The sequence below is a fragment of the Trinickia violacea genome (assembly GCF_005280735.1).
Classification (GTDB): Bacteria; Pseudomonadota; Gammaproteobacteria; order Burkholderiales; family Burkholderiaceae; genus Trinickia_A; species Trinickia_A violacea.
On sequence record NZ_CP040078.1, the window covers coordinates 2,081,337 to 2,105,466 of the forward strand.

Consider the following 24,130-nt stretch of genomic DNA (forward strand, 5'->3'; position numbering starts at 1 on the left):
GGGGCAGGGCGGGCGGGCCGTGCGACGGCCTTGCCCGCCGAGCGCTACACTGGCTTCTTTATCGTCGAGAAGCACCCATGGTCACGATTCGAGAAGCGGCCTTTCCGGAACACGTCGAGGCAGTGCGCGCCATTTTCCGCGAATACGCCGAGAGCTTGGGCATCGACCTCCGCTTTCAGAACTTCGAAGAAGAGCTAGCGAACCTGCCGGGCAAATATTCTGCGCCAGACGGCCGGCTGCTGCTCGCGTGCGAGCAAGGACGTGAAATCGGGTGCGTGGCGATGCGTCCCATCGACTCGGCGACGTGCGAGATGAAGCGCCTTTATGTGCGTCCGCAGGGGAGAGGGCGCGGGCTTGGAAGGCGTCTTGCGGAATCGATCTGCGAGATTGCCAATGAATCGGGATATCGACGCATCAGACTGGACACCTTGCCAACGATGACAGAAGCGCAAGCGCTATACGCTGCGATGGGATTCCGACCGATACCGAGCTATGTGTTCAATCCCATATCAGGCACCCAGTACTTGGAATTGGATCTGGTGGCGTGGCGATCGAACCGAACGTAGAGGGCTCGCGGCAAGCAGGATCGCACACGATCAAGCCACCAGGATCCCCAAGTCGTTCGCAAGCAGCGCCGCCTGCGCGTAGGAAATCGTCGCGCGCTTGAAAATCGGCGCAGTCCGGATTTTGAGCGTGCCGAGTTCCACTTCGCGTAGATCGGCTCCATCGAATCTCGCGTCCACCAAGTGCGCTTCGCGCAGGCTCCCGCCTTCGAAAACCACCTCGCGGAAATCGCAACCGCTCAAATCCGCGCCCGAGAAATCGAGCTTCACGAGCCGCTGCTTCCGGAACGAAAAGCCCCGCATATCGGCGCCGACCAAGAGCGAATCGGAGAACTCGAGGCCCAACGCGGATATCCCGGTAAACACGGCCCCTGTCAGCTTCACCCCTTCGAACATCGACGACGCCAGCTTCGCGCGCGCCCACGACGAGTTGTTGAAATCGGAATCTTTGAACCGTGCGTCGGTGAGGTGCGCGGCGCCGAAGTCGATGCTGCGGGCCTTGCAGCCCAGCCAGCGGGTGTTGTCGAGCTTGGCTCGCCGAAAGGACGTTTCCGCCGCCGAGCATCGCAAGAACGTGCAATCGCGCAAGGTCAGGTCGGACAAATCCTCGCCGTCGAAAACGCAGCCCTCGAATTCGATCGGAGCGGGGCTCTCGTCGAGCAATGCAACGAGGTCGGCGCGGTTCAAAGTTTGATCGGTGATAGGCATAGGGTCGGTTCGTGAGCGAGAAAACAAAAACATGATGCTTCGCGTTTGCGGTCCGGAAGAGGCGAAATTATAATCCGAAACATTCCATCCGGATGGTTTGATCCATGACAAACGCTCACCGCCGACAAAAGCAGCCCGAGCTTGTGCGTAAGGAACTGCTCGCCGTCACGCTGCAAATCCTCGTCGACGAAGGCCCCCATGCTGTCACGCTCGACGCGGTCTCCAGGCGGGCCGGCGTCACCAAAGGCGGGCTGCAGCATCACTTTCGCAGCAAGCAAGCGTTGCTCGACGCGCTCTGCGATCAGGTTCTCGACGACTTCCAGACCCGCTATGAGCTGGCGCTGCTTGCCGAGCCCGATACGCCCGGCAAGCACGCGCGCGCTTACGTGCGGCTCGGCTTCGACAGCGGCAACGATCCGGAGCAAGTTCGCATGCAGCGTGCGATCGCGTCGCTCGCGCTGACTTGGCCGCCATGCCGCGAGCGCTGGAGCGAATTCGTCCAAGCCGCGATCAAGGCGGACGGGCCGGGCAAGGACGCCGCAAACCGTCTGCTGCTTTGCCGGCTGGCGTCGGACGGGTTCTGGTATTCGCAGATGCTCGATACCTACGCGATCGGCAAGACTCGCAAGAAAGCGCTGTTGAACGCGCTATTGGCTCTTTGCGAATAGTGACGCAGCGCCGCGAGCGAGCCGCGTTGCGCTTAGAATCGAGCTATCGATCCAACCGCTGGCGGAGCAACAGATGCGCATTCTGGTCATCGAAGACGAGCCGAAGACAGGGGCCTACCTCAAGAAAGGTCTGGAAGAATCGGGCTATCACGTCGATGTGGCGACCGACGGCGCCGAAGGCCTGATCCTCGCGCAGGAGGAGAATTACGACGTCATCGTCCTCGACGTCATGCTGCCCACGATGGACGGCTGGGCAGTGCTCAAGACGTTGCGCGCGACCCGCACGACTCCGGTGCTGTTCCTGACCGCCCGCGACGACGTGGCCGACCGCGTGCACGGCCTCGAACTCGGCGCCGACGATTACCTTGTCAAGCCGTTTGCCTTCGTCGAACTGCTCGCCCGGGTACGCACGCTTGCGCGCCGCGGACCGCCGAGAGAAAGCGAGCTGCTCAAAGTGGGGGATCTCGAGATCGACGTCAACCGGCGGCGCGTGCGGCGCGGCTCGACGCGCATCGATCTCACGCCGCGCGAATTCGCGTTGCTGCAACTGCTCGTGCGCCGTCAAGGCGAGGTGCTGAGCCGCACGCAGATCGCGTCCTACGTCTGGGACATGAATTTCGACAGCGACACCAATGTGGTCGAAGTGGCGATCCGCCGCTTGCGCGCGAAGATCGACGACGATTATCCGGTCAAGCTGATTCAGACGGTGCGAGGCGTTGGCTACGTGATCGAAGCCAAAGAGGCCGATTGATGGCGTCGCGCTCGCTGACCGCCACGCTCGCACTGGCCTTCGCCGGCACGACGCTGGCCGTGTTCGCGCTCGTGGGCAGCGTGCTATACTTCGCGCTGGACCGTGAGGTCAAGCAGCAGGACGATCTCGACATCGTGCTGATCTCGCGCCATACGCGGCGCCTCGCAGAAGAGCTCGGCACGCTCGACGATTTGCGCGATCACGCTGATCGCCTGACGAGCCAGGTGCTCGGCAACACGGCACTCTCGATGCAGATACGCGACGCCGACCGGCGCGTGCTCGTCGATCACAACACCGAGAGCATCGCCGATCCTTCGACGCCTTCGCCCGCGCTGTCGCGGCGCGTCGGCGCCACGCAGCGGATCACGGAAAGCGACATCCTAGAGTGGCACACGTCCCAGGGCGTGCCGGTGCGCGGCCTCGCCACCGACGCCGTGCTGCGCGACGGCACGCCGGTCACGCTGATCATCGCGCGCAACATGACCGACCGCTGGCTGCTGCTCGACTACTATCGCGACCGGCTCTACTGGGTGGGATTCGCCGGCGTGCTGCTCGCGTTCCTGATGAGCTGGATGCTCGTGCGCGAATCGTTGCGGCCGCTGCGCGAGATCGCGAGAAAGGCGGGGACCGTGACTGTCGATCGGCTCAGCACACGCATCGAAGCCGACGACGTGCCGAGCGAGCTCGAGGCGCTGGTCGCCTCGCTGAACCGGATGCTCAACCGGTTGCATGACGGTTTTCAGCGCCTCTCGCAATACACGGCGGATCTCGCGCACGATATGCGCACGCCGCTCGGCAACCTGCGCGGCGCGACGGAAGTCGTGCTCGCGCGGCCGCGCTCCGTCGATGAATATCAGGCGGCGCTCGCGTCGAACCTCGAAGAGTGCGACCGCATTTCGCGCATGATCGAGAGCGTGCTGTTTCTCGCGCGGGCGGAGCATCCGCAGTTTGCGGCGCGGCTCGGCGAGCTCGATGTGGCGAAGGAGCTGGCGCATATCGCCGACTACTTCGAAGGGCTTGCCGACGACGCCGGCGTGCAGTTGCGCGTGACGGGCGGCGCGCGGCTTCGCGCCGATGCGGAGCTGTTCCGGCGCGCGGTCAGCAATTTGCTCGCGAATGCGCTGCGTTATACGCCGCGCGGCGGCGACATCACGCTGGTGGTCGAAGAGGCGCCGGATGCCGTGCGCGTGACGGTCGCCAATCAAGGCACGCCGATCCCGCCTGAGTTGCTGGAGCGCATTTTCGACCGCTTCTATCGCGTCGATCCGTCGCGCAAGCTCGAGGCGAATTCGGCTGGGTCGACGGGGCTCGGGCTTGCGATCGTGCGGACCATCATGGAGCTGCATTGCGGCCGTGCGCATGCCGAGAGCGATGCGGTAAGCACGCGGTTCATTCTGACGTTTCCGCGCTAGCTGCCCCGAAACTTCCTTAGCCGGAGCGACCTGCAATCGACACGAGCAGATTGTCAATTAATTTAACAATCATCAGTTGTCCGATTGAAGTTTGGTATAGTCGAAGCTTGATAGATGGAAGCGAATATTTGATGCGTTTCGCATAACTTATTGATGATGTCGCGCGTTCAGGCAATCGGCATTCATCAAACCATCGTTTGTTGGAATCAACAATCATCGCTAGGAGCTTTGGCTATGCCACGCATTGCAGAAGAAAAAGACGTTCAGCCCGATTCCGTTACCAAATTGAAGCATTTGTTTGCGACCATCGGGGCGCTGACAGAGTATGGCGGCCGCATCACGAAAGCGACAAGTGGCTTGACGGTTGCAGGCCTCACCGTTGCGCGCGTTGGTGACGTGGTGACCTATGAAGATGGCAGCGAAGCCGCCATTACTGACGGGGCGGGCGAATACGCTGTCGATAACGGCAAGTCCATCGCTCTGGTCGGGAGTGGTCTCAGCAACGGCGATCGAATCGTGGAGACTCTTCAGAATTCCTGGGGGATCGATGTATCTGACGCCACGGGCGTCAAAGGGCTTTTCGATCCGGCATATTTGCCGCCGCCGGCGCCGCCGCGCTACCGGTTGGCGGTACGCGGCGCGACTACCGCGCGCGGGGGCGTCTTGCGCGAGCCGTCGGGCACATGGGAGGTAAGCGTTGCCTTGGGTAAGGCGGCTGTCATCGGTGACCTGATTCACTACCCGGACGGCACAACCGCCCGGATCGTAAGTGGACTGGGTCTGGCTGACAATCATGATTACGTCCCGAAGGCGTTCGTCGGTAGTGAACTGGACAACGGCGACACCATCACCGATAGCCCCGAGCGGGACGGCACGGCCTCATCCACCGTGTTCGTTGTCGTGAAGCGTTCGACCGTGAGCGACTGATGCGGAGGAACGTATGATTCGCTATTTCCTCGCGCGGGGCGACCGCGCCGGAAGCGCGGTGATTACCGAAGGTCTCGACAGTGTGACCTGTTCGAACCCGCCTCCAAGGGTGAATATCGCCACGCTTTGCATGAAAACCTATTGCACAGCCTGCAGGCAAGAGGGGTTCATCGCGCCGAAAGGGCCGCGCTGGCCCGGCACGGGACCAAACGGCATGCCCTGGGCACTGAGCGGTGATATCAACGTCTGCCGATGCAATCCGCCCCCGATCTTCTATGCCGAGCGTGGCATGTCGATGACGTTTACTGCCGAGGAGGCAGCTGCACTGGTCGCTCCTTACGCCAGTTCACGGCGGCCGGCGACAGAGGACGCAGACGAGGATCTCGAGCATTATTTCGAGATTGTCGACGCAAAAACCGAGGCTCCTATCGAAGGGATGACCTATAAGCTATCCAGCAGCGGTCAATCTCTCGTCTACGACGCGACGTTATCCGGCGGGAGAACGCGCGCGTTCTCGATGAAGGAACATCCGAATCTGGCCTTCGTGGCGTGGCGTGAAGGGGATGTGCGATGAGCGGCGCAATCAGCCAAGACGTACGATTGCTTGCCGCGATCGCTTACGGGGAAGCATCCACGGCGAACGACCCGCAGGAGATCGGGGGTATTGCGTTTGCAGTGGCAAATCGGTGTCGAGCATGGGGTGGAAAGGCACTATCCGAGTTGCGCGATGCAGACCCGAACTATTCATATGCATGGGATGGCTCCAACGCTAGGTTTAACAAATTGATGCGCACCCCTGATAGTGAAATTGGGCTGAATCCGGGGATGAAGCTGGCTGTCGATTGGGCCCAGAAGGCATTGGCTGGCGATGGGCCGGATCCGTCGAACGGTGCATTTTGGTGGGACGGACTCGACTTCAAGACCAATTATGCGAACCATCCCAAGGTGCGCGATGGGTTCGAATGGGGCTCCGCATCCGACAACATTTTCGGCGTGCTGGAGAAACGGCGCGAAGTCATTGTTCGATGGAAGGTCCGTAACAAGAAGACAGGGAAAATCGTCGATGGCGGTGAACGTGGCCGCTACAATTCGGTATGGGTTTCGACGGCCGCGCACGGTAGTACAGTATTTTGGCTGCACAACCCTGATTACCTGAAAGCCAGTGGAGGAAAGGCATACCGATGAAATCCGCAGTGATGCTGATGGCGGCATTGACCGCCCTATCGAGCAGTGCAAATGCCGCCCGATCTTACGACAGCTACGACGCGTTCTACGCCGCCCGGCCGGGTGCGGTGTTCGGTAACCCGATCAAGCAACCTGCCGGGCCTCTCCATCTCTATTCAGATTCCGGTGAGCAGGGTAGTTATACGGAGCTGCGATCCACTCTGGACAGTAAGATTGTGCGAATCGAGGTTGCAGAGAATCGCATAACGATCAACGGCAAAACCTACCGCTTCGCGCACGCAACGACGTTTCCGAATGAGCATGTAATAGACATTTATCCGGGCAACGCTAACGTGTTTCTTACAGCAGGAACGAACAGTCGTCCTCCTCTTCTGTGTGTGGAAGGGTACGGCAGTGGTTCCGGAGAAGCTGACCGACACCAGCAAATATTTCTTTTGGTGAACCCTCTAGCTAGCAAGCCGACGTTTCTACATCTACCAAGTTTGCTTTCGTCATGTCGGGCCGTAGTGGCGACGAAGGACGGCAAGCTTGCCTTTCCGAAGAACAGTTACGTGTTCGATGATGCACAAGAATCCCGCATTGGCTTGCTAGTGTCGTACTACTCGTTTGAGAATCAGCACTTTGTCTCTGTCCCGGCTCCAAACCAACTCCGGCTTAGATTTACGCATCCAGAGATCCCGTTTCAATTTTCGGTTCAGGACGAGGACTAAGCGGCCGACCATCATCGCTCACGTCGGCTTGCTTCCAGAGCCGGTGCTGGGCTACCGGTCTGAGGTCCGTCAGTTGCAGTTATTTCGAGCGGGAAACCGCGTCGATTGCAAGTCCAACTGATTTCAAATGCAAGTCGTTACAGCTACCTTCCTCGGAGAGCATCCATCGGATTCTATCCGCTGATGTTGGCAGCCTGATGGTTGCGGCAGATGAGGCGATGGTTTGCACCAACGGAATCCAAGCTTTGCAGGCCGTGCATTCCTGGGCTTTACGGCATGGCTTGGCACTGCCGCGCGAAGTGGAGCTTGTCATGTTGTACCTTCCTGAGATCCTGCAACCGAACCCGTATCGGCGCGTTTATGCAGAACGCGCACGCTTGGGGGCTCATGCATGAAATGGCTCGCCGACAAAGCCACACTCATCGCAACCGCAATCGTTGCAGCCGGATTGGCGTGGGCCATGCTCCACTACGCAGGGCAGTGGTACTTCTCAGCGGGCCTTGTGCTCGCCATCGTGTTGTTGTTCGTCGAGAACCACCGGCTCAAGAGGCGCTTGCGCGAGCTTGGCCAGAAGCCGCGTGGCTGGTGAGTCCCTGCCACCCACCCCCCAGCGCCTTCAACAACCCCACACTCGCATCGATTCTCCGTGCCTCGATCTGATCGGAAGTCCGCTCGTTGGCGAGCGCGGTCGTCTGCGAGGTGACCACGTCGAGATAGCTCACGGCGCCCGCCTGATAGCGGTTCATCGTGAGCTGCAGCGCCTGCTGCGCGGCGGCGGTCGCACGCTGCTGCGTATCGGCTTCGCTCGCGAGCGTTTGCAGCGCCGACAAGTTGTCTTCGACCTGTTGAAATGCGACGAGCACGGTCTGACGATAATCGGCGACGGTGCCGTCGTATTGCGCGGTCGCGCCTTTGAGCGTCGCCTCGCGGCGGCCGCCGTCGAACAGCGTGCCCGCGAGTTGCGAACCGATCGACCAGAACAGGCTTGGCGCGGTGAGCCATGGCGCGAAGAACGTGCTTTCGAGCCCGGCCGACGCCGACAGCGTCAAGTCGGGATAAAACGCCGCATGCGCTTCGCCAATCTGCGCGTTGGCCGCTGCGACTCGGCGCTCGGCGGCGGCGATGTCGGGGCGCCGTTCGAGCAATTGCGAAGGCAGTCCGGCGGGAATCTGCGGCAGCGTGACAGAGGCTGTGCTTGCAGGCAGCGTGAATGATGACGCCGGCACGCCGATCAGCGTCGCGATCGCGTGTTGCAACTGCGCGCGCTGGACATCGATATCCGTGTCCTGCGTGCGCGTGCTTTCGAGTTGCGTCTGCGCTTCGGCGACGGCCGACTCGTCGATCCCGCCCGCAGCGAATTGGTGCTGCACGATCTCGAGCGACGCTGCGTAGGCGGCGACGGTGTCGTCGAGCAGCTTCTTCTGGATGTCGAGCGAGCGCAGGTCGAAGTAGTCGGTAGCGAGATCGCTGGCCATCGACAGGCGCACCGATTGCAGGTCCGCTTCGGTTGCTTGCGCGGTGTCGCGCGCGTTGACGGTCGCGTCCTTGACGCGCCCGAACAGATCGGGCTCCCAGCTTGCGGCGACACCCACGTCGTAGTCGGGCACGGTGTGGCCCGCGAGCGAATGCCCGAGAACGTTCTGTGAAAGGCGCGTGCGCGATTGGGCGATGCCGGCCGTCACGGTCGGCGAGTAGCCGGCGTGCTGATAGTCGACCATCGCGCGCGCGGCCTGCAGTTGCGCGACGGCCTTCTTGACCGACTGGTTCGAGATGTCGATCTGCGCTTCGAGGCGGTTCAGTTCCGGATCGTCGAACAGCGTCCACCACGGGCCGCGCGGGTGATCGTCGGCAGGCGTGGCGACCGACCAGCCCGCCGACGCTTGCGGCGCGTTCGCGTAGTGATCGGGCACGGCGACCTCGGGCTTCGTGTAGGGCGGCAGCGTCGAGCAAGCGGACAGGGTGGTCAAGGCGCAGACGAGGCCGATGACAGCCGTCGTGCGGGCGAGGGGAGCGGACAGGATACGCATCGTGGTTCTCCTTCGCGCGGCGCTCAGCCTTGCTTGCCTGCAGACGCAGACCCGGACGCAGGCTCAGCCGCCGTCGTCGATGCAATGCGCACCGCCTCACCGGCGACGATCGCGTCGCCCGGATTGTCGATGACGCGATCGCCTTCGGCCACACCCGTCGCGACTTCGACATAGGTGCCGAAATCGCGGCCGATCGTGACTTGCTTCAACTGCACCTTGTTGTCGCTGCCGACCACCGCCACCGTCACGCCGTTAGGCCGGAACAGCAAAGCGCTGACGGGCAGATCGAGCGCGGGATGTGTCGTTTGCAGCGCGAGATGCGCCTGGGCGTAGGCGCCGGGCATCAGCGCGCCGTCGCGGTTGTCGACGTCGATCTCGACGCGCAGCGTCCGGCTCACGGGATCGATCGCATCGGCGCTGCGCGCGACCGTCGCCGGGAACTCGCGGCTGGGATATTGCTGGGTCGTCAGATAGACCTGGGTGCCGGACGTGACGTAGGCCGCGTCGTCCTGCGGCACGTTCACGAAGATCCGCAGCTTGTCGGTCTGCTCGATATGAAAGAGTTCGCCCGGATTGCCCGCGAGCCCCGGCGAGCCGCCCGCGGTAACGAGCGCGCCGACGTCGACGTTGCGCGTCGTGATGACGCCGTCGAACGGCGCGGTGACCTTCTCGTATGACACGAGCTCGGTCAATCGCGCGACGTTCGCCTGCGCCGCTTCGAGCGCGGCTTGCTTCGCCTGCATGTCGCTGGTTTTCGTCTCGGCGTCCTGCTGCGAGACGGACTGCGTTTGCAGCATCGTCTGCCAGCGCTTTGCGGTGCTCGCCGCGTAGTCGTAGTTCGCCTGCGCGGCAGCTTCGTCGGCACGCGCCTGCTTGAGTTGCGCGTCGAGCTCGGGGGTTTCGATGTCGGCGAGCGTCTGACCGGTTTTCACCTTCGCGCCGATATCCGTGTACCAGTGCTGGATATAGCCGCTCGTGCGCGCGTAGATGGAGGCGTCGGCGTAAGGCGTCACCGCGCCCGGCAGCAGCAATTCCTGCGAGGCGGGCGCGCGGCGCGGCGCGACGACCTGAACCATCGGCTCGCGCTGCGCCTCGACCTGCTTGGTGAGCGCAGTGCTCGCCGCAAGGCGCGGCACGATGCCGATGGTGAGCAAGGCGGCGGCCACGCAGGCGAGGGCGATGGGCAGCATCAACCGGCGGCGGCGCGATTGGGTAGCGGGTGTCGACTCATCGACGCCCGCGCGAGCGACGGGCACCCGTTCGGTCGATGCGGTAGCGTCGCGATCGTTCGACGGCACATTGGGCGTAGTCATGGCGATTCCTATTCCTTCCAGGCTTTCGAGTTATTGAGCGTGTTCGCTGGCGGCTTCAGCGGCGGCTTTACGTTCGAGGGATTCGCGACGTTTCGCGAGCCACGTGTGCACGAGGCCGAACACCACCGGCACGAACAGCAGCGTGGAGACCGTGCCGAGCGCGAGTCCGCCGATCACCGCGCGGCCGAGCGGCGCGTTCTGCTGACCGCCGTCGCCGAGGCCGAGCGCCATCGGCAGCATGCCGATCAGCATGGCGAGCGCGGTCATCAGCACCGGACGGAAGCGGCTGAACCCCGCCTCGAGCGCGGCCGTGAGTGGCTCGACGCCGTTGCTCAACATCTCGCGCGCTGTGTTGATGACCAGGATGCTGTTGGCCGTCGCGATGCCGATGCAGAGGATGGTTCCGGTGAGCGCGGGCACGGAGAGCGTCGTGTGCGTCGAGAACAGCATCCAGGCGATCCCCGCGAGCGAGCCGGGCAGACCGCAGATGATGACGAGCGGATCGATCCACGACTGGAAATTCACGACCATCAGCAGATAGACGAGCGCGATCGCGAACACGAGCCCGGCACCGAGCCCTTCGAACGATTGATTCATCGATTGCACCTGACCGCGGATCACGATCGACGAGCCCGGCGGCAGCTGAGCGCGCGCCTGGTCGACGAGGCGCGTCACGTCCGACGCGACGCCGCCAAGATCGCGTCCCTGCGCCGACGCGAAGATATCGAGCACGGGCTGCACGTTGTAGTGCGAGACGACGGCCTGCTGCATGCTGCGCGACATCGTGCCGAGCGTGCCGAGCTGATTCTGCGGAACGTTTTGCGAACCGTTCGAGGGCGGGTTCGTCGTCACCGGAATGTTCGCGAGCGTCTGCAGCGAATGAATGTCGTATTGCGGCACTTCGGCCATCAGCGGATAGCTCACGCCGTTCTTCGGATCGAGCCAGAAGTTCGGCGTCGTCTGCGAGCTGCCGGAGAGCGCGATCAAGAGGTTCTGCGCCACGTCGTGCTGCGTGAGGCCGGCTTGCATCGCCTTGGTGCGGTCGACGTCGACGTTGAGGGTCGGCTCGTCGCCCGGCTGCTGAATGCGCGCATCGACGAGACCGCGCACGCCGCGCAATTGCGTGAGCAGGTGATTGGCGACCACGCGATTTTCGGCGAGCTTGTTGCCGACGATCTGGATGTCGATCGGCGCGGGCAGACCGAAGTTGAGGATCTGGCTGACGATGTCGGCGGGCAGAAACGCGAACGTCACGCCCGGGAACGACGCGGCGAGCACGTTGCGCAGCTTCGCGACGTATTCGGCGGTCGGGCGGTGATCGGGCTTCAGCGTGATCATGATGTCGGCGTCTTCGGTGCCGATCGGCGCGGACGAATCATAGGTGAGGTTGATGCCGCTCACCGGCAGGCCAATGTTGTCGAGCACGGCGGCCTGTTCGGACTTCGGGATCACGGTGCGGATCTTCGCTTCGACTTCGTCGGTGATGCGTGCGGTTTGTTCGATGCGCGTGCCGGTCGGCGCACGCAAGTGCAGTCGGATTTCGCCGGTGTCGACAGCAGGAAAGAAGTCGCGGCCGGCGAACGGAATCAGCGCGAGCGAGCCGAGGCACAGCGCGAGGTAGATCGGCAGGAAACGGCGACGGCTGGCGATCGCGCGTTGCAGCACGGCGCGGTAGCCATTCCTCAACGCTTCGAAACGGTGCTCGAACGATGCCTGAAACCGCACCAGCGCGCCGAAGCGTCCGCTCTTCGCTTTTCCGTGCTTGGACGGCGCGCGCATCAGATACATCGCGAGCGTCGGGATCAGCGTGCGCGAGAAGAAGTACGACGCGCACATCGCGAACACCACGGCCTCCGCCATCGGCACGAACAGATAGCGGGCGACACCTGAGAGCAGGAACATCGGCACGAACACGATACAGATCGCGAGCGTCGAGACGAAGGTCGGCACGGCGATCTCACCCGAGCCGTTGAGGATCGCGTCGTGCAGCGGCTCGCCGTTTTCGAGGTGATGCGTGATGTTCTCGATTGCGACGGTCGCGTCGTCGACCAGTATCCCGACCGCGAGCGCGAGCCCGCCGAGCGTCATGATGTTGATCGTCTGCCCGAGCGCGGAGAGCGCGATCAGCGAGGTCAGCACCGAAAGCGGGATCGACACCGCGATGATCAGCGTCGCGCGCCAGCTGCCGAGAAAGAGCAGGATCATCGCGGCGGTCAGGCACGCGGCGATCAGCGCCTCGCGCACGACGCCCGAAATCGCCGACTTCACGAACACCGATTGATCGGACAGCGGCGTGATCTTGAGCGCTTGCGGCAGGCCGGCCGCGATCTTCGGCAGCATCGCCTTGACCTGCTGGATGATCGTGAGCGTCGATGCGCTGCCGGTCTTCTCGACCGTCAGCAGCGCGGCGCGCTTGCCGTCGCTGCGCACGATATTCGTTTGCGGCGCGTAGCCGTCGATCACGTGCGCGACGTCGCGCACATAGACGACCGTGCCGTTGACGGTCTTGATCGGCAGGTTGTTGAGCGCCTCGACCGACTGCGTGCTGCCGTTCATCTCGACGTTGTACTCTTTCGAGCCGATCTTCGCGGTGCCGCCCGGAAGAATCAGGTTTTGCGCGTTGACGGCGTTCACGACGTCGATGGGCGCGAGGCCCTTCGCCTGCAGCGCGCGCGGATCGAGCTGAACCATGATCTGCCGGATCTTGCCGCCGTAAGGCAGCGGCACCGCGGCGCCTTGCACGGTCGCGAGCTGCGTGCGGATGAAGCTGTTGCCGAGGTCGTAGAGCGTTTGTTCCGGCAGAGAGTCGCTCGAGAGCCCGAGCTGCAGCACCGGCACGGTCGACGCGTTGTACGTGATGATGTTCGGCGGCAGCGTGCCGGGCGGCAGGACGCGCAGGATCGAAGCGGAGTTAGACGCGGCTTCGGCGATCGCGCGGTTGATGTCGGCGCCGGGGTGGAAAAAGATCTTGACCACCGACACGCCGTTGAGCGATTGCGATTCGATGTGCTCGATGTCGTCGACGTCGGACGTGAGCGCGCGTTCGTAGTTCGACGTGATGCGGTGGGCCATGTCCTCCGCCGAGAAGCCGTTGTACGTCCACACGATGCTGACGACCGGAATGTCGATGTTCGGAAAAATGTCCGTCGGCGTGCGCATGATCGCAAGCGGCCCGAGGATGAACAGCAGGACGGCGAGAACGATGAACGTATAGGGCCGCCGCAGGGCCAGTCTGACGATCCACATGACAAATCCTCGGAGAGAGTCTTCTTGCAGCGCCCTGGCGCGAAGGCATGCGGCAGGGGCTTTACATGTCGGAAAGTTTGACTGGCGGGCATTTACCCGCGACTGACCGGAAAATTACAAGTCTGTTATCTGGCGAGGCGGCAGGGCGCGGCAAGGCGCGGTCCGCTCCGTTATCGACGCCCCCGACCGGAATTCGAACGCCCAGGGAGTTTGAAATCCGGCCGTCCCGAACGACGTGAGGGGAGCAATCCGGCTCCCCCAATCCCCCAGCCTTCCCGCGCCGCCTTGCCACGCGGACATCCGCGAGTGCTCCCGTGCCGATGGCATGGCCGTTGCGATATTCGTCGCGAGCCGCCGATCCGAATTCGCAGCGCTCGGCCCCGCGAAACGCCGCGCGGCTCGTGGCTACATCAACTATTGGAGACGAAAACATGGAAGGGCTTTCGCAAGTCCAGGTACTCGGCATCGACGCGGGCGGCACGATGACCGATACCTTCTTTGTGCGCGCCGACGGCCGGTTCGTCGTTGGCAAGGCACAGAGCAACCCCGAGGATGAATCGCTCGCGATCTTCAATTCGTCGCAAGACGCGCTGGCCCACTGGAAACGCGACGTCGATCAGGTCTATCCCGAACTCGTGACCTGCGTGTACTCGGGCACCGCCATGCTGAACCGCGTCGTGCAACGCAAGGGGCTCGACGTCGGCTTGCTGGTGAACAAGGGTTTCGAGCACGTTCACCTGATGGGCCGCGCGATCCAGAGCTACCTCGGCTACGCGCTCGAAGAGCGGATCCACCTGAACACGCACCGCTACGACGAGCCGCTCGTGCCGCTGTCGCGCACGCGCGGCGTCACCGAGCGCACCGACGTCCAGGGCGAAATCGTCATTCCGCTGCGCGACGAGGAAGTGCGCCATGCGACGCGGGAGCTCGTCGAAGCGGGGGCGAAGGCGATCGTGATCTGCTTCTTGCAATCGCACAAGAACGCGACGAGCGAGCGGCAGGCGCGCGACGTCGTGCGCGCCGAACTGAAGGCAATCGGCGTGGACATGCCCGTGTTCGCCTCGGTCGACTACTATCCGCAGCGCAAGGAAAGCCACCGGATGAACACGACGGTGCTCGAAGCCTATGCGGCCGAGCCCTCGCGCCAGACCTTGAAGAAGGTCAGCGACCGCTGCCGCAAGCACGGCGCGAAGTTCGATCTGCGCGTGATGGCCACGCACGGCGGCACGATCAGCTGGAAGGCGAAGGAGCTGGCGCGGACCATCGTGTCCGGTCCGATCGGCGGTGTCATCGGCTCGAAGCTGCTCGGCGAGGCGCTCGGCTACGACAACATCGCCTGCTCGGACATCGGCGGAACGTCGTTCGACATGGCGCTGATCACCAAGGGCAAGTTCGCGATCGCAGCCGACCCGGACATGGCGCGTCTCGTCCTCTCGCTGCCGCTCGTCACCATGGATTCGGTCGGCGCCGGCGCCGGCAGCTTCGTGCGGCTCGATCCGTACAGCGGCGCGATCAAGCTCGGGCCCGACAGCGCCGGCTACCGCGTCGGCACCTGCTGGCCCGAGAGCGGCCTGACCACGGTTTCCGTGTCGGACTGTCACGTGGTGCTCGGCTATCTGAACCCCGAGAACTTCCTGGGCGGACAGATCAAGCTCGACGTGAACCGGGCGCGCGAACACATCAAGGCGCAGATCGCCGATCCGCTCAAGCTCTCGGTCGAGGACGCCGCGGCCGGCGTGATCGAACTGCTCGACCTGCAACTGCGCGAGTACCTGCGCTCGAACGTCAGCGCGAAGGGCTACAACCCGACCGAGTTCGTCTGCTTCTCGTACGGCGGCGCGGGTCCGGTCCATACCTACGGCTACACCGAAGGGCTCGGCTTCCGGGACGTCATCGTGCCCGCCTGGGCGGCCGGCTTCTCCGCCTTCGGCTGCGCGTGCGCGGACTTCGAATACCGGTACGACAAGAGCGTCGATCTCGCGCTGCCGCAGCTCGCCCCCGCCGGCGACAAGGAGCAGGCCGCGCAAACGATCCAGAAGGCGTGGGCCGAACTGGCCGCCAAAGTGATCGAGGAGTTCCGCATCAACGGCTTCGCCGAACAGGACGTGATTCTGCGCCCCGGCTTCCGGATGCAGTACATGGGCCAGCTCAACGACCTCGAAATCGAATCGCCGATCGCCAATGCGTCCACCGCAGAGGACTGGGAGCGGCTCGTCGTCGCGTTCGAAGAGACCTACGGCCGCGTCTATGCGAGTTCGGCACGCTCTCCCGAGCTGGGCTTCTCCGTCACCGGGGCGATCATGCGCGGCATGGTGGTCACGCAAAAGCCGGTCCTGCCGGAGGACCCCGAAGGCGGACCCACGCCGCCCAAGGAAGCGCGGACCGGCACGCGCAAGCTTTACCGCCACAAAGAATGGCACGACGCCGCGCTGTGGCGGATGGAAGCCCTCAAGCCGGGCAATGTCATCACCGGGCCCGCGATCATCGAGTCCGACGCGACGACCTTCGTGGTGCCGAAGGGTTTCGCCACCACGCTCGACAAGCACCGGCTCTTCCACCTCAGAGAAGTCAAGTAAGGAGACAGGCAATGAACATGATGTCCAGCCAGGAAGTCGGCTTTGCCGATCTGCTCAAGAATGGTCTGACGCTCAAGCAGTTTCGCGATGCGATCCTTGCACGCACGGCGCAGACCGGTCACTACAACGGGCTCGAGCGGCTCGAGCTGCGCGAGAGCGACCCGATCCGCTACGAGAAGATGTTTTCCAAGCTGCGCGGGGGGCTCGTTCATGCGCGCGAAACCGCCAAGAAGATCGCGGCAAGCCCGATCGTCGAGCAGGAAGGCGAGCTCTGCTTCACGCTCTACAACGCCGCGGGCGACTGCGTGCTCACGTCGACGGGGATCATCATCCATGTCGGCACGATGGGTGCGGCGATCAAGTACATGATCGAAAACAACTGGGAGGCCAACCCCGGCATTCATCCCGGCGACATGTTCACGAACAACGACTGCTCGATCGGCAATGTCCATCCGTGCGATATCGCGACGATCGTGCCGATCTTCACGCACGGCAAGCTGGTCGGCTGGGTCGGCGGGGTGACGCACGTGATCGACACGGGCGCGGTGACGCCGGGTTCGATGTCGACGGGGCAGGTGCAGCGCTTCGGCGACGGCTACATGATCACGTGCCGCAAGACCGGCGTGAACGACACGCCGCTGCGCGACTGGCTGCACGAAAGCCAGCGTTCGGTTCGCACGCCGAAGTACTGGATTCTCGACGAGCGCACCCGCATCGCGGGCTGCCACATGATCCGCAACCTGATCGAAGAAGTGATCGAAGACGAAGGGCTCGACGCCTACGAGAAGTTTGCTTATGAGGTGATCGAGGAAGGGCGCCGGGGCCTGCAGACGCGGATCAAGGCGACGACGCTGCCCGGCAAGTACCGCAAGGTCGCCTTCGTCGACGTTCCGTACAACCATCCCGACGTGCAGACCTCATCGGCATTCGCGAAGCTCGACTCGATCATGCACTCGCCCGTCGAGATGGAAATCCGCAAGGACGGCACCTGGCGTCTCGACTTCGACGGCGCGAGCCGCTGGGGCTGGCACTCGTACAACGCGCATCAGGTCGCGTTCACGAGCGGCATCTGGGTGATGATGACGCAGACGCTCGTGCCGACCCAGCGCATCAACGACGGCGCCTATTTCGGCACGGAATTCCATCTGCCCAAGGGCGCGTGGATGAACCCGGACGACCGCCGCACGGGCCATGCCTACGCCTGGCACTTTCTGGTCTCGGGCTGGAGCGCCTTGTGGCGGGGTCTGTCGCAGGCGTATTTCAGCCGCGGCTACCTCGAGGAAGTCAACGCGGGCAATGCCAATACCTCGAACTGGCTGCAGGGGGGCGGCATCAACCAGGATGGCGACATCCACGCCGTCAACAGCTTCGAAGCGTCGTCGTGCGGCACGGGCGCCTGTGCGATCAAGGATGGCCTCAATCACGCCGCCGCGATCTGGAATCCCGAAGGCGACATGGGCGACATCGAGATCTGGGAGATGGCGGAGCCGTTGCTCTACCTCGGCCGCAACGTCAAGGCCAACTCGGGCGGCTACGGCAAATACCGCGGCGGCTGCGGCTTCGAAACGCTGCGCATGGTCTGGAAGGCGCAGGACTGGACCATGTTCTTCATGGGCAACGGCTACATGAACAGCGACTGGGGGCTGATGGGCGGCTACCCGGCCGCCACCGGCTACCGTTTCGAGGCGCACCGCACCGGCCTGAAGGAGCGCATCGCGCTGACCGAGAGCCTGCCGCTCGGCGGCGACACCAACCCGGATTTCCCCGACTACGAAAACCACCTGAACGCCGGCGCGGTCGTCAAGCGCGACCAGCAGTGCATGACAACGGAGGACTGCTACAGCAACTACGACCTGTACCTGAACTACCTGCGCGGCGGTCCCGGCTTCGGCGATCCGCTCGACCGCGAGACCGACGCGATCGAGCGCGACCTGAACAATGCCGTGCTGCTGCCGGAGTACGCGCAGAAAGTGTATGGCGCAATCGCGACGAAGGACGCCAACGGCATCTGGACCGTCGATGCAAAAGCCACGGCGCTGCAGCGCATCGAGATCCGCAACGAGCGCCTCGCGCGCTCGCAACCGGTTCAGGAATGGATGAAGGGCGAGCGCGAGCGGATCTTGCTCAAGCATGCCTCGACACAGGTCCAGCACATGTTCGCCACGAGCTTCGGGCTCTCGACGAAGTTCGAGCAGCGGTTCCGGACGTTCTGGAATCTCCCCGAGTCCTGGACGCTCACCGAAGACGAGCTGGACGTGCCGACCTACGGCTCGAAGTTCCGCATGGACCTGTCGAAGATGCCCGACGTCAATACCGTGGTGCTGGTCGAAGAGTAAGGCCCGCCATTTACCGCGCAAACATTAGAGAGGCTGGAGATGTCTACTTACACCAAGGAACAGATCAGGAACCTCGTCGAAGGCAAGCTCGACTGGGATACGACGCTGCGCATGCTGTCGATGCCCAAGGACGGCGAGCGCTTCCAGATGTACCTCGACGCGCTGCAGCGGAAGCTCGGCTGGAAGGACCGCATCGTGCTGCCGCTCGGACCGCACTTGTACATCGTGCAGCAGCAGGCGACGAAGCAATGGGTCACGCAGTGCGACTGCGGCCACGTCTTTTGCGACTACCGCGAAAACTGGAAGCTGCAGGCGAACATTTTCGTGCGCGACTCCGAAGAGGCGATGGACGAGGTCTATCCGCGGCTGATGGCGCCCGACACGCAGTGGCAGGTGTACCGCGAGTACTACTGCCCCACGTGCGGCACGATGCACGATGTGGAGGCGCCGACGCCGTGGTACCCGGTCATCCACGACTTCGAGCCCGACATCGATGCGTTCTACTCCGAATGGATCAAGCTGCCCGTTCCGGAGCGGGTGGATTGATCTGAGGTTTGACGCAAGCGCCGCGTCGGCTGGCAAAGGCGGCGTTCGATTTCCGGCCGTTCGATTTTCGGACGGCCGGTTTGTTTTTTGGACGGTCGCAGCCGAACGTGCCACGGGATTCAGGCGACGCCGCTATCCCGCGACCTGGCTCGACCATTGCTTCTTCGGGAGTCGCCGCTGACTCATACCGCGGCGTGGGATCGGAGTACGATGTCCGCAGCACACCCCCCGGCTCAGCACGGCCGGGCGATCCCAGCGTTTCCAGAATAAGGGCCCTCAGACGGCCTTACGGTTCGCCCGCCCGCGAGCCGCTTTGCATGGGACACAGGAGACACGCATGCAAGAGACACGCACGCCCATGGACTGGTTTTCCAGCCCCGAGCACGACGCCAGCATCATGGCCGCTTGGGAGCATCTGGTGGGCGGCAGCGAATGGCACTCCACCGACGTGCGCGGCGTCGTCGACGATTCGTGGCAGCGCTGTCTCGTCAGCCACGTCGATCCCGGAGCCGACCGCGCGCCCCCGCCGCTCGACGAGGACCATTTGGTTCAGTGGCAGGCGACGAACACGCGGCTCATCAACGTGAGCCTGCCGCTCATGCAGCAGACCCGCGAGCTGCTCTCGCAGACCGGCACGGTGATGCTGCTGGCCGATCCGGACGGCATGATCCTGCAGCACGAAGGCGACATGCGGATTCTGGAGCCGGCGCGCGAAGTCGGACTCGTGCCCGGCTGCAACTGGACCGAACACACCTGCGGTACGAATGCGATCGGCACCGCGCTCGCGCTGAGGCAGCCGGTGCAGATTCACGGTGCCGAACACTTCTGCGCAGGCATCAAGCGCTGGACCTGTGCGGCAACGGTCATCCGCGATCCGCTCGACGGCCACGTGCTCGGTGTGATCGACGTGTCGGGGCTCGCGGATACCTACAGCCGGTATAGCCTTGCGCTCACCGTGTCGCTGGCCGGACGCATCGAGAGCCGTCTGGCCAAGGACGCGATGGAGCGCCGCCTGCGCCTTCTCGATCGCTGCGCGGCGCGCTTCGGCTCCCATGGCACCGACGCGGTGCTCATCGTCGACGAGCGCGGGCGGCTCGTCAAAGCGAACCCGCAGGTCGTGCCCGCGCTGCGCCGGCTCGGGTTCGACGTGCCGCTCGACGCCGGATACGTGCTGCCGGGTATCGACGCCGGCATGGGGGGAGCCGCATCCTCGGCCGCGCCCCCGTGGTTGCGGTATGCCCAAATCGAAACGCTGAGCGAAGGCAACGTGGTGCTCGGTTTCATGATCGTGATACCGGGAGCGCCGCGTATGCGCGGCGCTGTAACGACTCCCTGCGGACGCGACCGGCAACGCAGCGCCGCGGACGCATTCGAGCGCGTCGTCGGAGACAGCCGCACGTTGCGCGCGGCGGTCGACAGGGCGCGCCAGCTGGCGGCCTCGAAGGTCCCCGTGCTGCTGCTCGGCGAGACCGGTGTCGGCAAGGAGCTCTTCGCACAGGGCATTCATCAGGCAAGCGAGCGGGCCGAGGGGCCGTTCGTCGCGCTCAACTGCGGCGGGCTGTCGAGGGACTTGCTCGCGAGCGAGCTCTTTGGCTACGCGGAGGGGGCGTTCACCGGCGCACGCAAATCGGGGGCGGCCGGCAAGATCGAAGCCGCCGATGGCGGCACGCTGTTTCTCGACGAGATCGGTGAAATGCCGCTCGATATCCAGCCGCACCTGCTTCGCGTGCTCGAGGAAAACGAGATCTACCGGCTCGGCGAGAACACGCCGCGCAAGGTGAACTTCCGCCTCGTCGCCGCGACGCACCGCGACCTGAAGGATGCGATCGCGAAGGGCGCGTTCCGCATGGACCTGTTCTACCGGATCGCCGTCACGACCGTCTCGATTCCGAGCCTGCGCGAGCGCACCGAGGACCTGCCGGCCCTCATCGCACACTGGATCGCCCATCTGAGCGAGTGCTACGGCCTGCCCGCCAGGAAGTTCGACGACGATGCCTATGCCCGCCTGCTGAGCTATGCGTGGCCGGGCAACGTGCGGGAGTTGCGCAATGCGATCGAGGGTTCGCTGCTGCTTGCCGAGGGCGATCTGATCACCGCGGACAAACTGCCCGTGGAAATTGGCGCGGCCGCCGCCTTCGCCGTTCGCGCAGCGCAGCCGTTGACGAGCCAGCCCGGCCCGGCCGCAGCCGCTTCGCTCAAGATGGCCGAAGCCGAAACGATCCGCCGCGTGCTGGCCCAGCATGCCGGCAATCTCACGCAAGCCGCCAACCAGTTGGGGATCGCCAAAAGCACGCTCTATGAAAAGATCCGCCGGTACAACCTGCTGGAAGCGGTCAGCGATGTGCGCCGGCGCGGCGCGGAGTGACACACTTGATGTCCCAAGACGGAACAGGCCCTTCTTCGTGAGGCAGCAGGTCTGCGCGGGGGGGCGGCAAGCGCAGCGCCGGCGGCGCCCGGAAGCGCGCTCGTTCCCGCCCGTGTGCAAGCGGCCGCCTACGCGCGATGCTCAAGCCGCGCGCCTGAACACGTTGAGGGTCGGCTGATTGGCCGGCGGTGGATAGACGCACCACGACCCGTCTCGATGCTGAAAGAAGACGATCACATAAGGACAAAGCGGCCGCGATACGCTAACGCAGCGCGATGCGCCGGGTAACGCGCGAGGCGCTCGCGAGACATGAACCGATGCGGCCTGTGTGGCGCCGAACCATTTTTCGATCTGCGTGCGCAGGGAATGGCCATCGTGCTTCATTTCCGTCTCCTTCGATAGCCGCATGCTGTGTCGCATTCCCTTAGAAGCGCTGATCAATCGCGGCTTTGGCCATATCGATGCAATTGCCGTGCCGGTCATCAAGCAAGCCTGCGCCTGCTTCATCTTCGAATCCTTCATGTCCGCGAGCGCCTGGGCGGCGACATGTTGAGGGCCGGCTTCGCGCGAAGAAGATAACGAGCTTGTAATGCGAGGGTCAGCTTCGGGACAGCGGCCGCTTTCCAAAATGATGACAACTCTTCATCGACATCGACGCCGATGGAGGGCCTAAAGGCCCCGTTCATGGTGAATGCGGCCGCTACGCTCTCGAAGGAGACACATCATGAAAGCACTGATCCAGGCCGTCCTGATTTCCTGCGCACTGGCCGCGCCCGCATTCGCGTTCGCTCAATCGACCAACGCGCCGGTGACGCGCGCCGAAGTGAAAGCCGATCTCGTCCGGGTCGAGCAAGCCGGCTATCGTCCGCAAGCGAACGATGTGAACTATCCGGCCGACATTCAGGCCGCCGAGGCGAAGATCGCGGCGCAGCAGACGTCACCCGAGGCGTCCTCGGTGGGTGGTGTGGCGATGACGGGTACTTCGCAAGCCGGCGCGCCGATGGCGTCGCTTGCGCTGAACGACGCGCAGTCGCTGTATGCGCATCATTGAGCGCGCCTCATGGGTGCATTCGCGGGCCGCAATCGCGCCCGCTGAAGCAGGGACTAGCCGCGCGCCGAGCTTCCTCTCGGCGTGCGGCTTAGCACTTCATGCGCTCTTGAACCGCGCCGCAAGCTGCTCCGCACCACGCCCGAGAATGCCGACATCCGAACCGACCGCCGTGAACGTGCAGCCGAGTTCGATATAGCGCCGCGCGAGCGCTTCATCGGGCGTCAGAATGCCCGCGGGCTTACCGGCCGCCACGATGCGGCGGATCGAATCCTCGATGACCGCCTGCACGTCCGGGTGCTTGATCTCGCCGACATGGCCGAGCGCGGCGGCGAGGTCTCCGGGGCCGATGAACACGCCGTCGATCCCCTCGACAGCGGCGATGCGCTCGAGATTGTCCAGGCCGAGCCGGCTCTCGATCTGCACGAGCACGCACAGCTCGCTCGCGCATCGCTTCGGATAGTCCGCCACGCGGCCGAACCCGGACGCGCGCGACGCGGACGCATACCCGCGCACGCCTTCCGGCGGATAGCGCGTATACGCCACCGCGTTGCGCGCTTCTTCTTCGGTCTCGACGTACGGAATCAGCAGCGTCTGCACGCCGATATCGAGCAGGCGCTTGATCGTCACCATCTCGTTCCAGGGCGGCCGTACGATCGGATGCGTGCTGGAACCCATCGTCGCTTGCAGTTGGCTATGCACCATCGGCAGCTCGTTCGGCGCGTGCTCCATGTCGAGCAGCAGCCAGTCGAAACCGGCGCCGGCGAGCAGCTCGACCGAGCCGTGGCTCGCGAGGCTCGACCACAGGCCGATCTGTTGCTTGCGCGCGGCAAGCGCGTGCTTGAAGGGGTTGTCGGGCAGCTTCATCGTGCGTTTCCTATCTGTGAGCTTGACGTGAGCTTGAGTGAGGGCGGGCTGAAGACTGGCTTTAGCGCGCCCGATTGCGGCGTTCCTGCGGCGTGAAGTCGAAGCTGGCGAAGCTGCCGCCTTGATAGCGCTGTGCGGTGGCGTCGCGCGGATTCGGCTTTGCGAGAATCTCCGCGGCGTAGTCTTCCGCGTTCTGGCGCGGCTTGTAGCCGAGGCGCGCGGCGCCCGAGTTGTCCCAGTAGCTGCGCGTATTGTTCGAGACGCCCCAGACCACCTGAAAGCCGAGATCGGGCACCTCGATCGACAGCTCGATCAGCTGCAGCAGATCGTCGAAACCGAGCCACGTGCTCAGGTGGCGGAACTCCGTCGGCTTTTCGATGCAGCTGCCGATGCGAATGCACACGCTTTCGATGCCGTGCTTGTCCCAGTAGAGGCGCGCGAGTCCTTCGCCCCACATCTTGCTGAGCCCGTAAAAGCCATCGGGCCGGAAATCGCAATCGAGCGCGAGCGTGTCCTCGACCGGGTGCATGCCGATCGCGTGATTGGAGCTCGCGAAGATGATGCGGCGCACGCCATGACGGCGCGCGCCTTCGTACACTTCGACGAGCCCGCGCAGATTGTTCTCGATGATTTCCGGCAGCGGACGTTCGACGCTCGTGCCCGCCATGTGGATGAGCACGTCGACGCCTTCGAGCAGCCGGTCGACCACGGCCGGATCGCGCAGATCGCCGTGCATGACATCCTCGCCGTCGACGAGCGGTTCCAGAGGCCGCGTACCGGCCGCCGAGCGCAGGTTCACGCCGCGCCCCAACAGCGCTTGGCGCAACACGCTGCCAAGCTGGCCGGCCGCGCCGCTCAATGCAATTTTCTTCATAGTGCAGA

At 63.8% G+C, this 24,130-nt stretch carries 20 protein-coding genes; 14 read left to right on the forward strand and 6 right to left on the reverse strand.

Going from position 1 to position 24,130, the window contains the following annotated elements:
- Positions 1-77: 77 nt before the first annotated feature.
- Positions 78-566, forward strand: a complete 489-nt coding sequence (locus tag FAZ95_RS31470; RefSeq protein WP_137336331.1) for a GNAT family N-acetyltransferase — start codon at positions 78-80, stop codon at positions 564-566.
- A gap of 30 nt (positions 567-596) precedes the next feature.
- Here the strand turns inward: FAZ95_RS31470 and FAZ95_RS31475 are convergent, their stop codons facing one another.
- The gene (locus FAZ95_RS31475; protein WP_137336332.1) at positions 597-1,271 is read right to left on the reverse strand and encodes a pentapeptide repeat-containing protein; all 675 of its coding nucleotides are present in this window, start codon (positions 1,269-1,271) and stop codon (positions 597-599) included.
- 104 nt (positions 1,272-1,375) lie between these two features.
- On the opposite strand from FAZ95_RS31475, the gene FAZ95_RS31480 reads away from it, so the two are divergent.
- From FAZ95_RS31480 to FAZ95_RS31510, 7 genes are all read left to right on the forward strand, one after another.
- A complete protein-coding gene (locus FAZ95_RS31480; protein WP_137336333.1) occupies positions 1,376-1,939 on the forward strand; it encodes a TetR/AcrR family transcriptional regulator in 564 nt (187 codons plus the stop codon).
- Between the two features lie 73 nt (positions 1,940-2,012).
- Positions 2,013-2,690 carry a heavy metal response regulator transcription factor gene (locus tag FAZ95_RS31485; RefSeq protein ID WP_137336334.1) on the forward strand — a complete coding sequence of 226 codons (678 nt, stop codon included), beginning with the start codon at positions 2,013-2,015 and terminating at the stop codon, positions 2,688-2,690.
- The gene (locus FAZ95_RS31490) at positions 2,690-4,102 is read left to right on the forward strand and encodes a heavy metal sensor histidine kinase (protein ID WP_137336335.1); all 1,413 of its coding nucleotides are present in this window, start codon (positions 2,690-2,692) and stop codon (positions 4,100-4,102) included. The genes FAZ95_RS31485 and FAZ95_RS31490 overlap by 1 nt, the downstream gene beginning before the upstream one ends.
- 234 nt (positions 4,103-4,336) lie before the next feature.
- Positions 4,337-5,029, forward strand: a complete 693-nt coding sequence (locus tag FAZ95_RS31495) for a PAAR domain-containing protein (RefSeq protein ID WP_137336336.1) — start codon at positions 4,337-4,339, stop codon at positions 5,027-5,029.
- Positions 5,030-5,042: 13 nt separating this feature from the next.
- On the forward strand, positions 5,043-5,603 hold the full coding sequence (locus FAZ95_RS31500; protein ID WP_137336337.1) for a PAAR domain-containing protein: 561 nt from the start codon (positions 5,043-5,045) through the stop codon (positions 5,601-5,603).
- Complete coding sequence (locus tag FAZ95_RS31505; protein WP_137336338.1) at positions 5,600-6,214, forward strand: hypothetical protein; 615 nt, start codon at positions 5,600-5,602, stop codon at positions 6,212-6,214. Before FAZ95_RS31500 ends, FAZ95_RS31505 begins: the two co-directional genes overlap by 4 nt.
- Entirely contained in the window at positions 6,211-6,924 is a 714-nt protein-coding gene (locus tag FAZ95_RS31510; protein WP_137336339.1) for a hypothetical protein, read from the forward strand. Before FAZ95_RS31505 ends, FAZ95_RS31510 begins: the two co-directional genes overlap by 4 nt.
- Before the next feature lie 542 nt (positions 6,925-7,466).
- On the opposite strand, the gene FAZ95_RS31520 is transcribed toward FAZ95_RS31510, so the two are convergent.
- From FAZ95_RS31520 to FAZ95_RS31530, 3 genes are read right to left on the reverse strand one after another with little or no spacing between them, the layout of a single operon-like run.
- Positions 7,467-8,951 (reverse strand): efflux transporter outer membrane subunit, encoded by a 1,485-nt coding sequence (locus FAZ95_RS31520; RefSeq protein WP_137336341.1) that lies wholly within the window; start codon positions 8,949-8,951, stop codon positions 7,467-7,469.
- Between the two features lie 23 nt (positions 8,952-8,974).
- The gene (locus FAZ95_RS31525) at positions 8,975-10,264 is read right to left on the reverse strand and encodes an efflux RND transporter periplasmic adaptor subunit (RefSeq protein ID WP_137336342.1); all 1,290 of its coding nucleotides are present in this window, start codon (positions 10,262-10,264) and stop codon (positions 8,975-8,977) included.
- A gap of 30 nt (positions 10,265-10,294) precedes the next feature.
- A complete protein-coding gene (locus tag FAZ95_RS31530) occupies positions 10,295-13,510 on the reverse strand; it encodes an efflux RND transporter permease subunit (RefSeq protein ID WP_137336343.1) in 3,216 nt (1,071 codons plus the stop codon).
- Positions 13,511-13,941: 431 nt separating this feature from the next.
- On the opposite strand from FAZ95_RS31530, the gene FAZ95_RS31535 reads away from it, so the two are divergent.
- From FAZ95_RS31535 to FAZ95_RS31560, 6 genes are all read left to right on the forward strand, one after another.
- Positions 13,942-16,086 carry a hydantoinase/oxoprolinase family protein gene (locus tag FAZ95_RS31535; RefSeq protein ID WP_137336344.1) on the forward strand — a complete coding sequence of 715 codons (2,145 nt, stop codon included), beginning with the start codon at positions 13,942-13,944 and terminating at the stop codon, positions 16,084-16,086.
- 11 nt (positions 16,087-16,097) lie between these two features.
- A complete protein-coding gene (locus FAZ95_RS31540; RefSeq protein ID WP_137336345.1) occupies positions 16,098-18,422 on the forward strand; it encodes a hydantoinase B/oxoprolinase family protein in 2,325 nt (774 codons plus the stop codon).
- A gap of 39 nt (positions 18,423-18,461) precedes the next feature.
- The gene (locus FAZ95_RS31545; protein ID WP_137336346.1) at positions 18,462-18,968 is read left to right on the forward strand and encodes an acetone carboxylase subunit gamma; all 507 of its coding nucleotides are present in this window, start codon (positions 18,462-18,464) and stop codon (positions 18,966-18,968) included.
- Positions 18,969-19,305: 337 nt separating this feature from the next.
- Positions 19,306-21,333, forward strand: a complete 2,028-nt coding sequence (locus tag FAZ95_RS31550; protein ID WP_254700012.1) for a sigma-54-dependent Fis family transcriptional regulator — start codon at positions 19,306-19,308, stop codon at positions 21,331-21,333.
- 328 nt (positions 21,334-21,661) lie between these two features.
- On the forward strand, positions 21,662-21,886 hold the full coding sequence (locus FAZ95_RS39620; RefSeq protein ID WP_175425816.1) for a hypothetical protein: 225 nt from the start codon (positions 21,662-21,664) through the stop codon (positions 21,884-21,886).
- A gap of 171 nt (positions 21,887-22,057) precedes the next feature.
- Positions 22,058-22,384 carry a DUF4148 domain-containing protein gene (locus tag FAZ95_RS31560; RefSeq protein ID WP_137336347.1) on the forward strand — a complete coding sequence of 109 codons (327 nt, stop codon included), beginning with the start codon at positions 22,058-22,060 and terminating at the stop codon, positions 22,382-22,384.
- A 96-nt stretch (positions 22,385-22,480) separates the two neighbouring features.
- Here the strand turns inward: FAZ95_RS31560 and FAZ95_RS31565 are convergent, their stop codons facing one another.
- Both FAZ95_RS31565 and FAZ95_RS31570 read right to left on the reverse strand, forming a co-directional pair.
- Positions 22,481-23,248 carry an HpcH/HpaI aldolase family protein gene (locus FAZ95_RS31565; protein WP_137336348.1) on the reverse strand — a complete coding sequence of 256 codons (768 nt, stop codon included), beginning with the start codon at positions 23,246-23,248 and terminating at the stop codon, positions 22,481-22,483.
- A 61-nt stretch (positions 23,249-23,309) separates the two neighbouring features.
- Positions 23,310-24,122, reverse strand: a complete 813-nt coding sequence (locus FAZ95_RS31570) for an NAD-dependent epimerase/dehydratase family protein (RefSeq protein ID WP_137336349.1) — start codon at positions 24,120-24,122, stop codon at positions 23,310-23,312.
- Positions 24,123-24,130 lie beyond the last annotated feature (8 nt).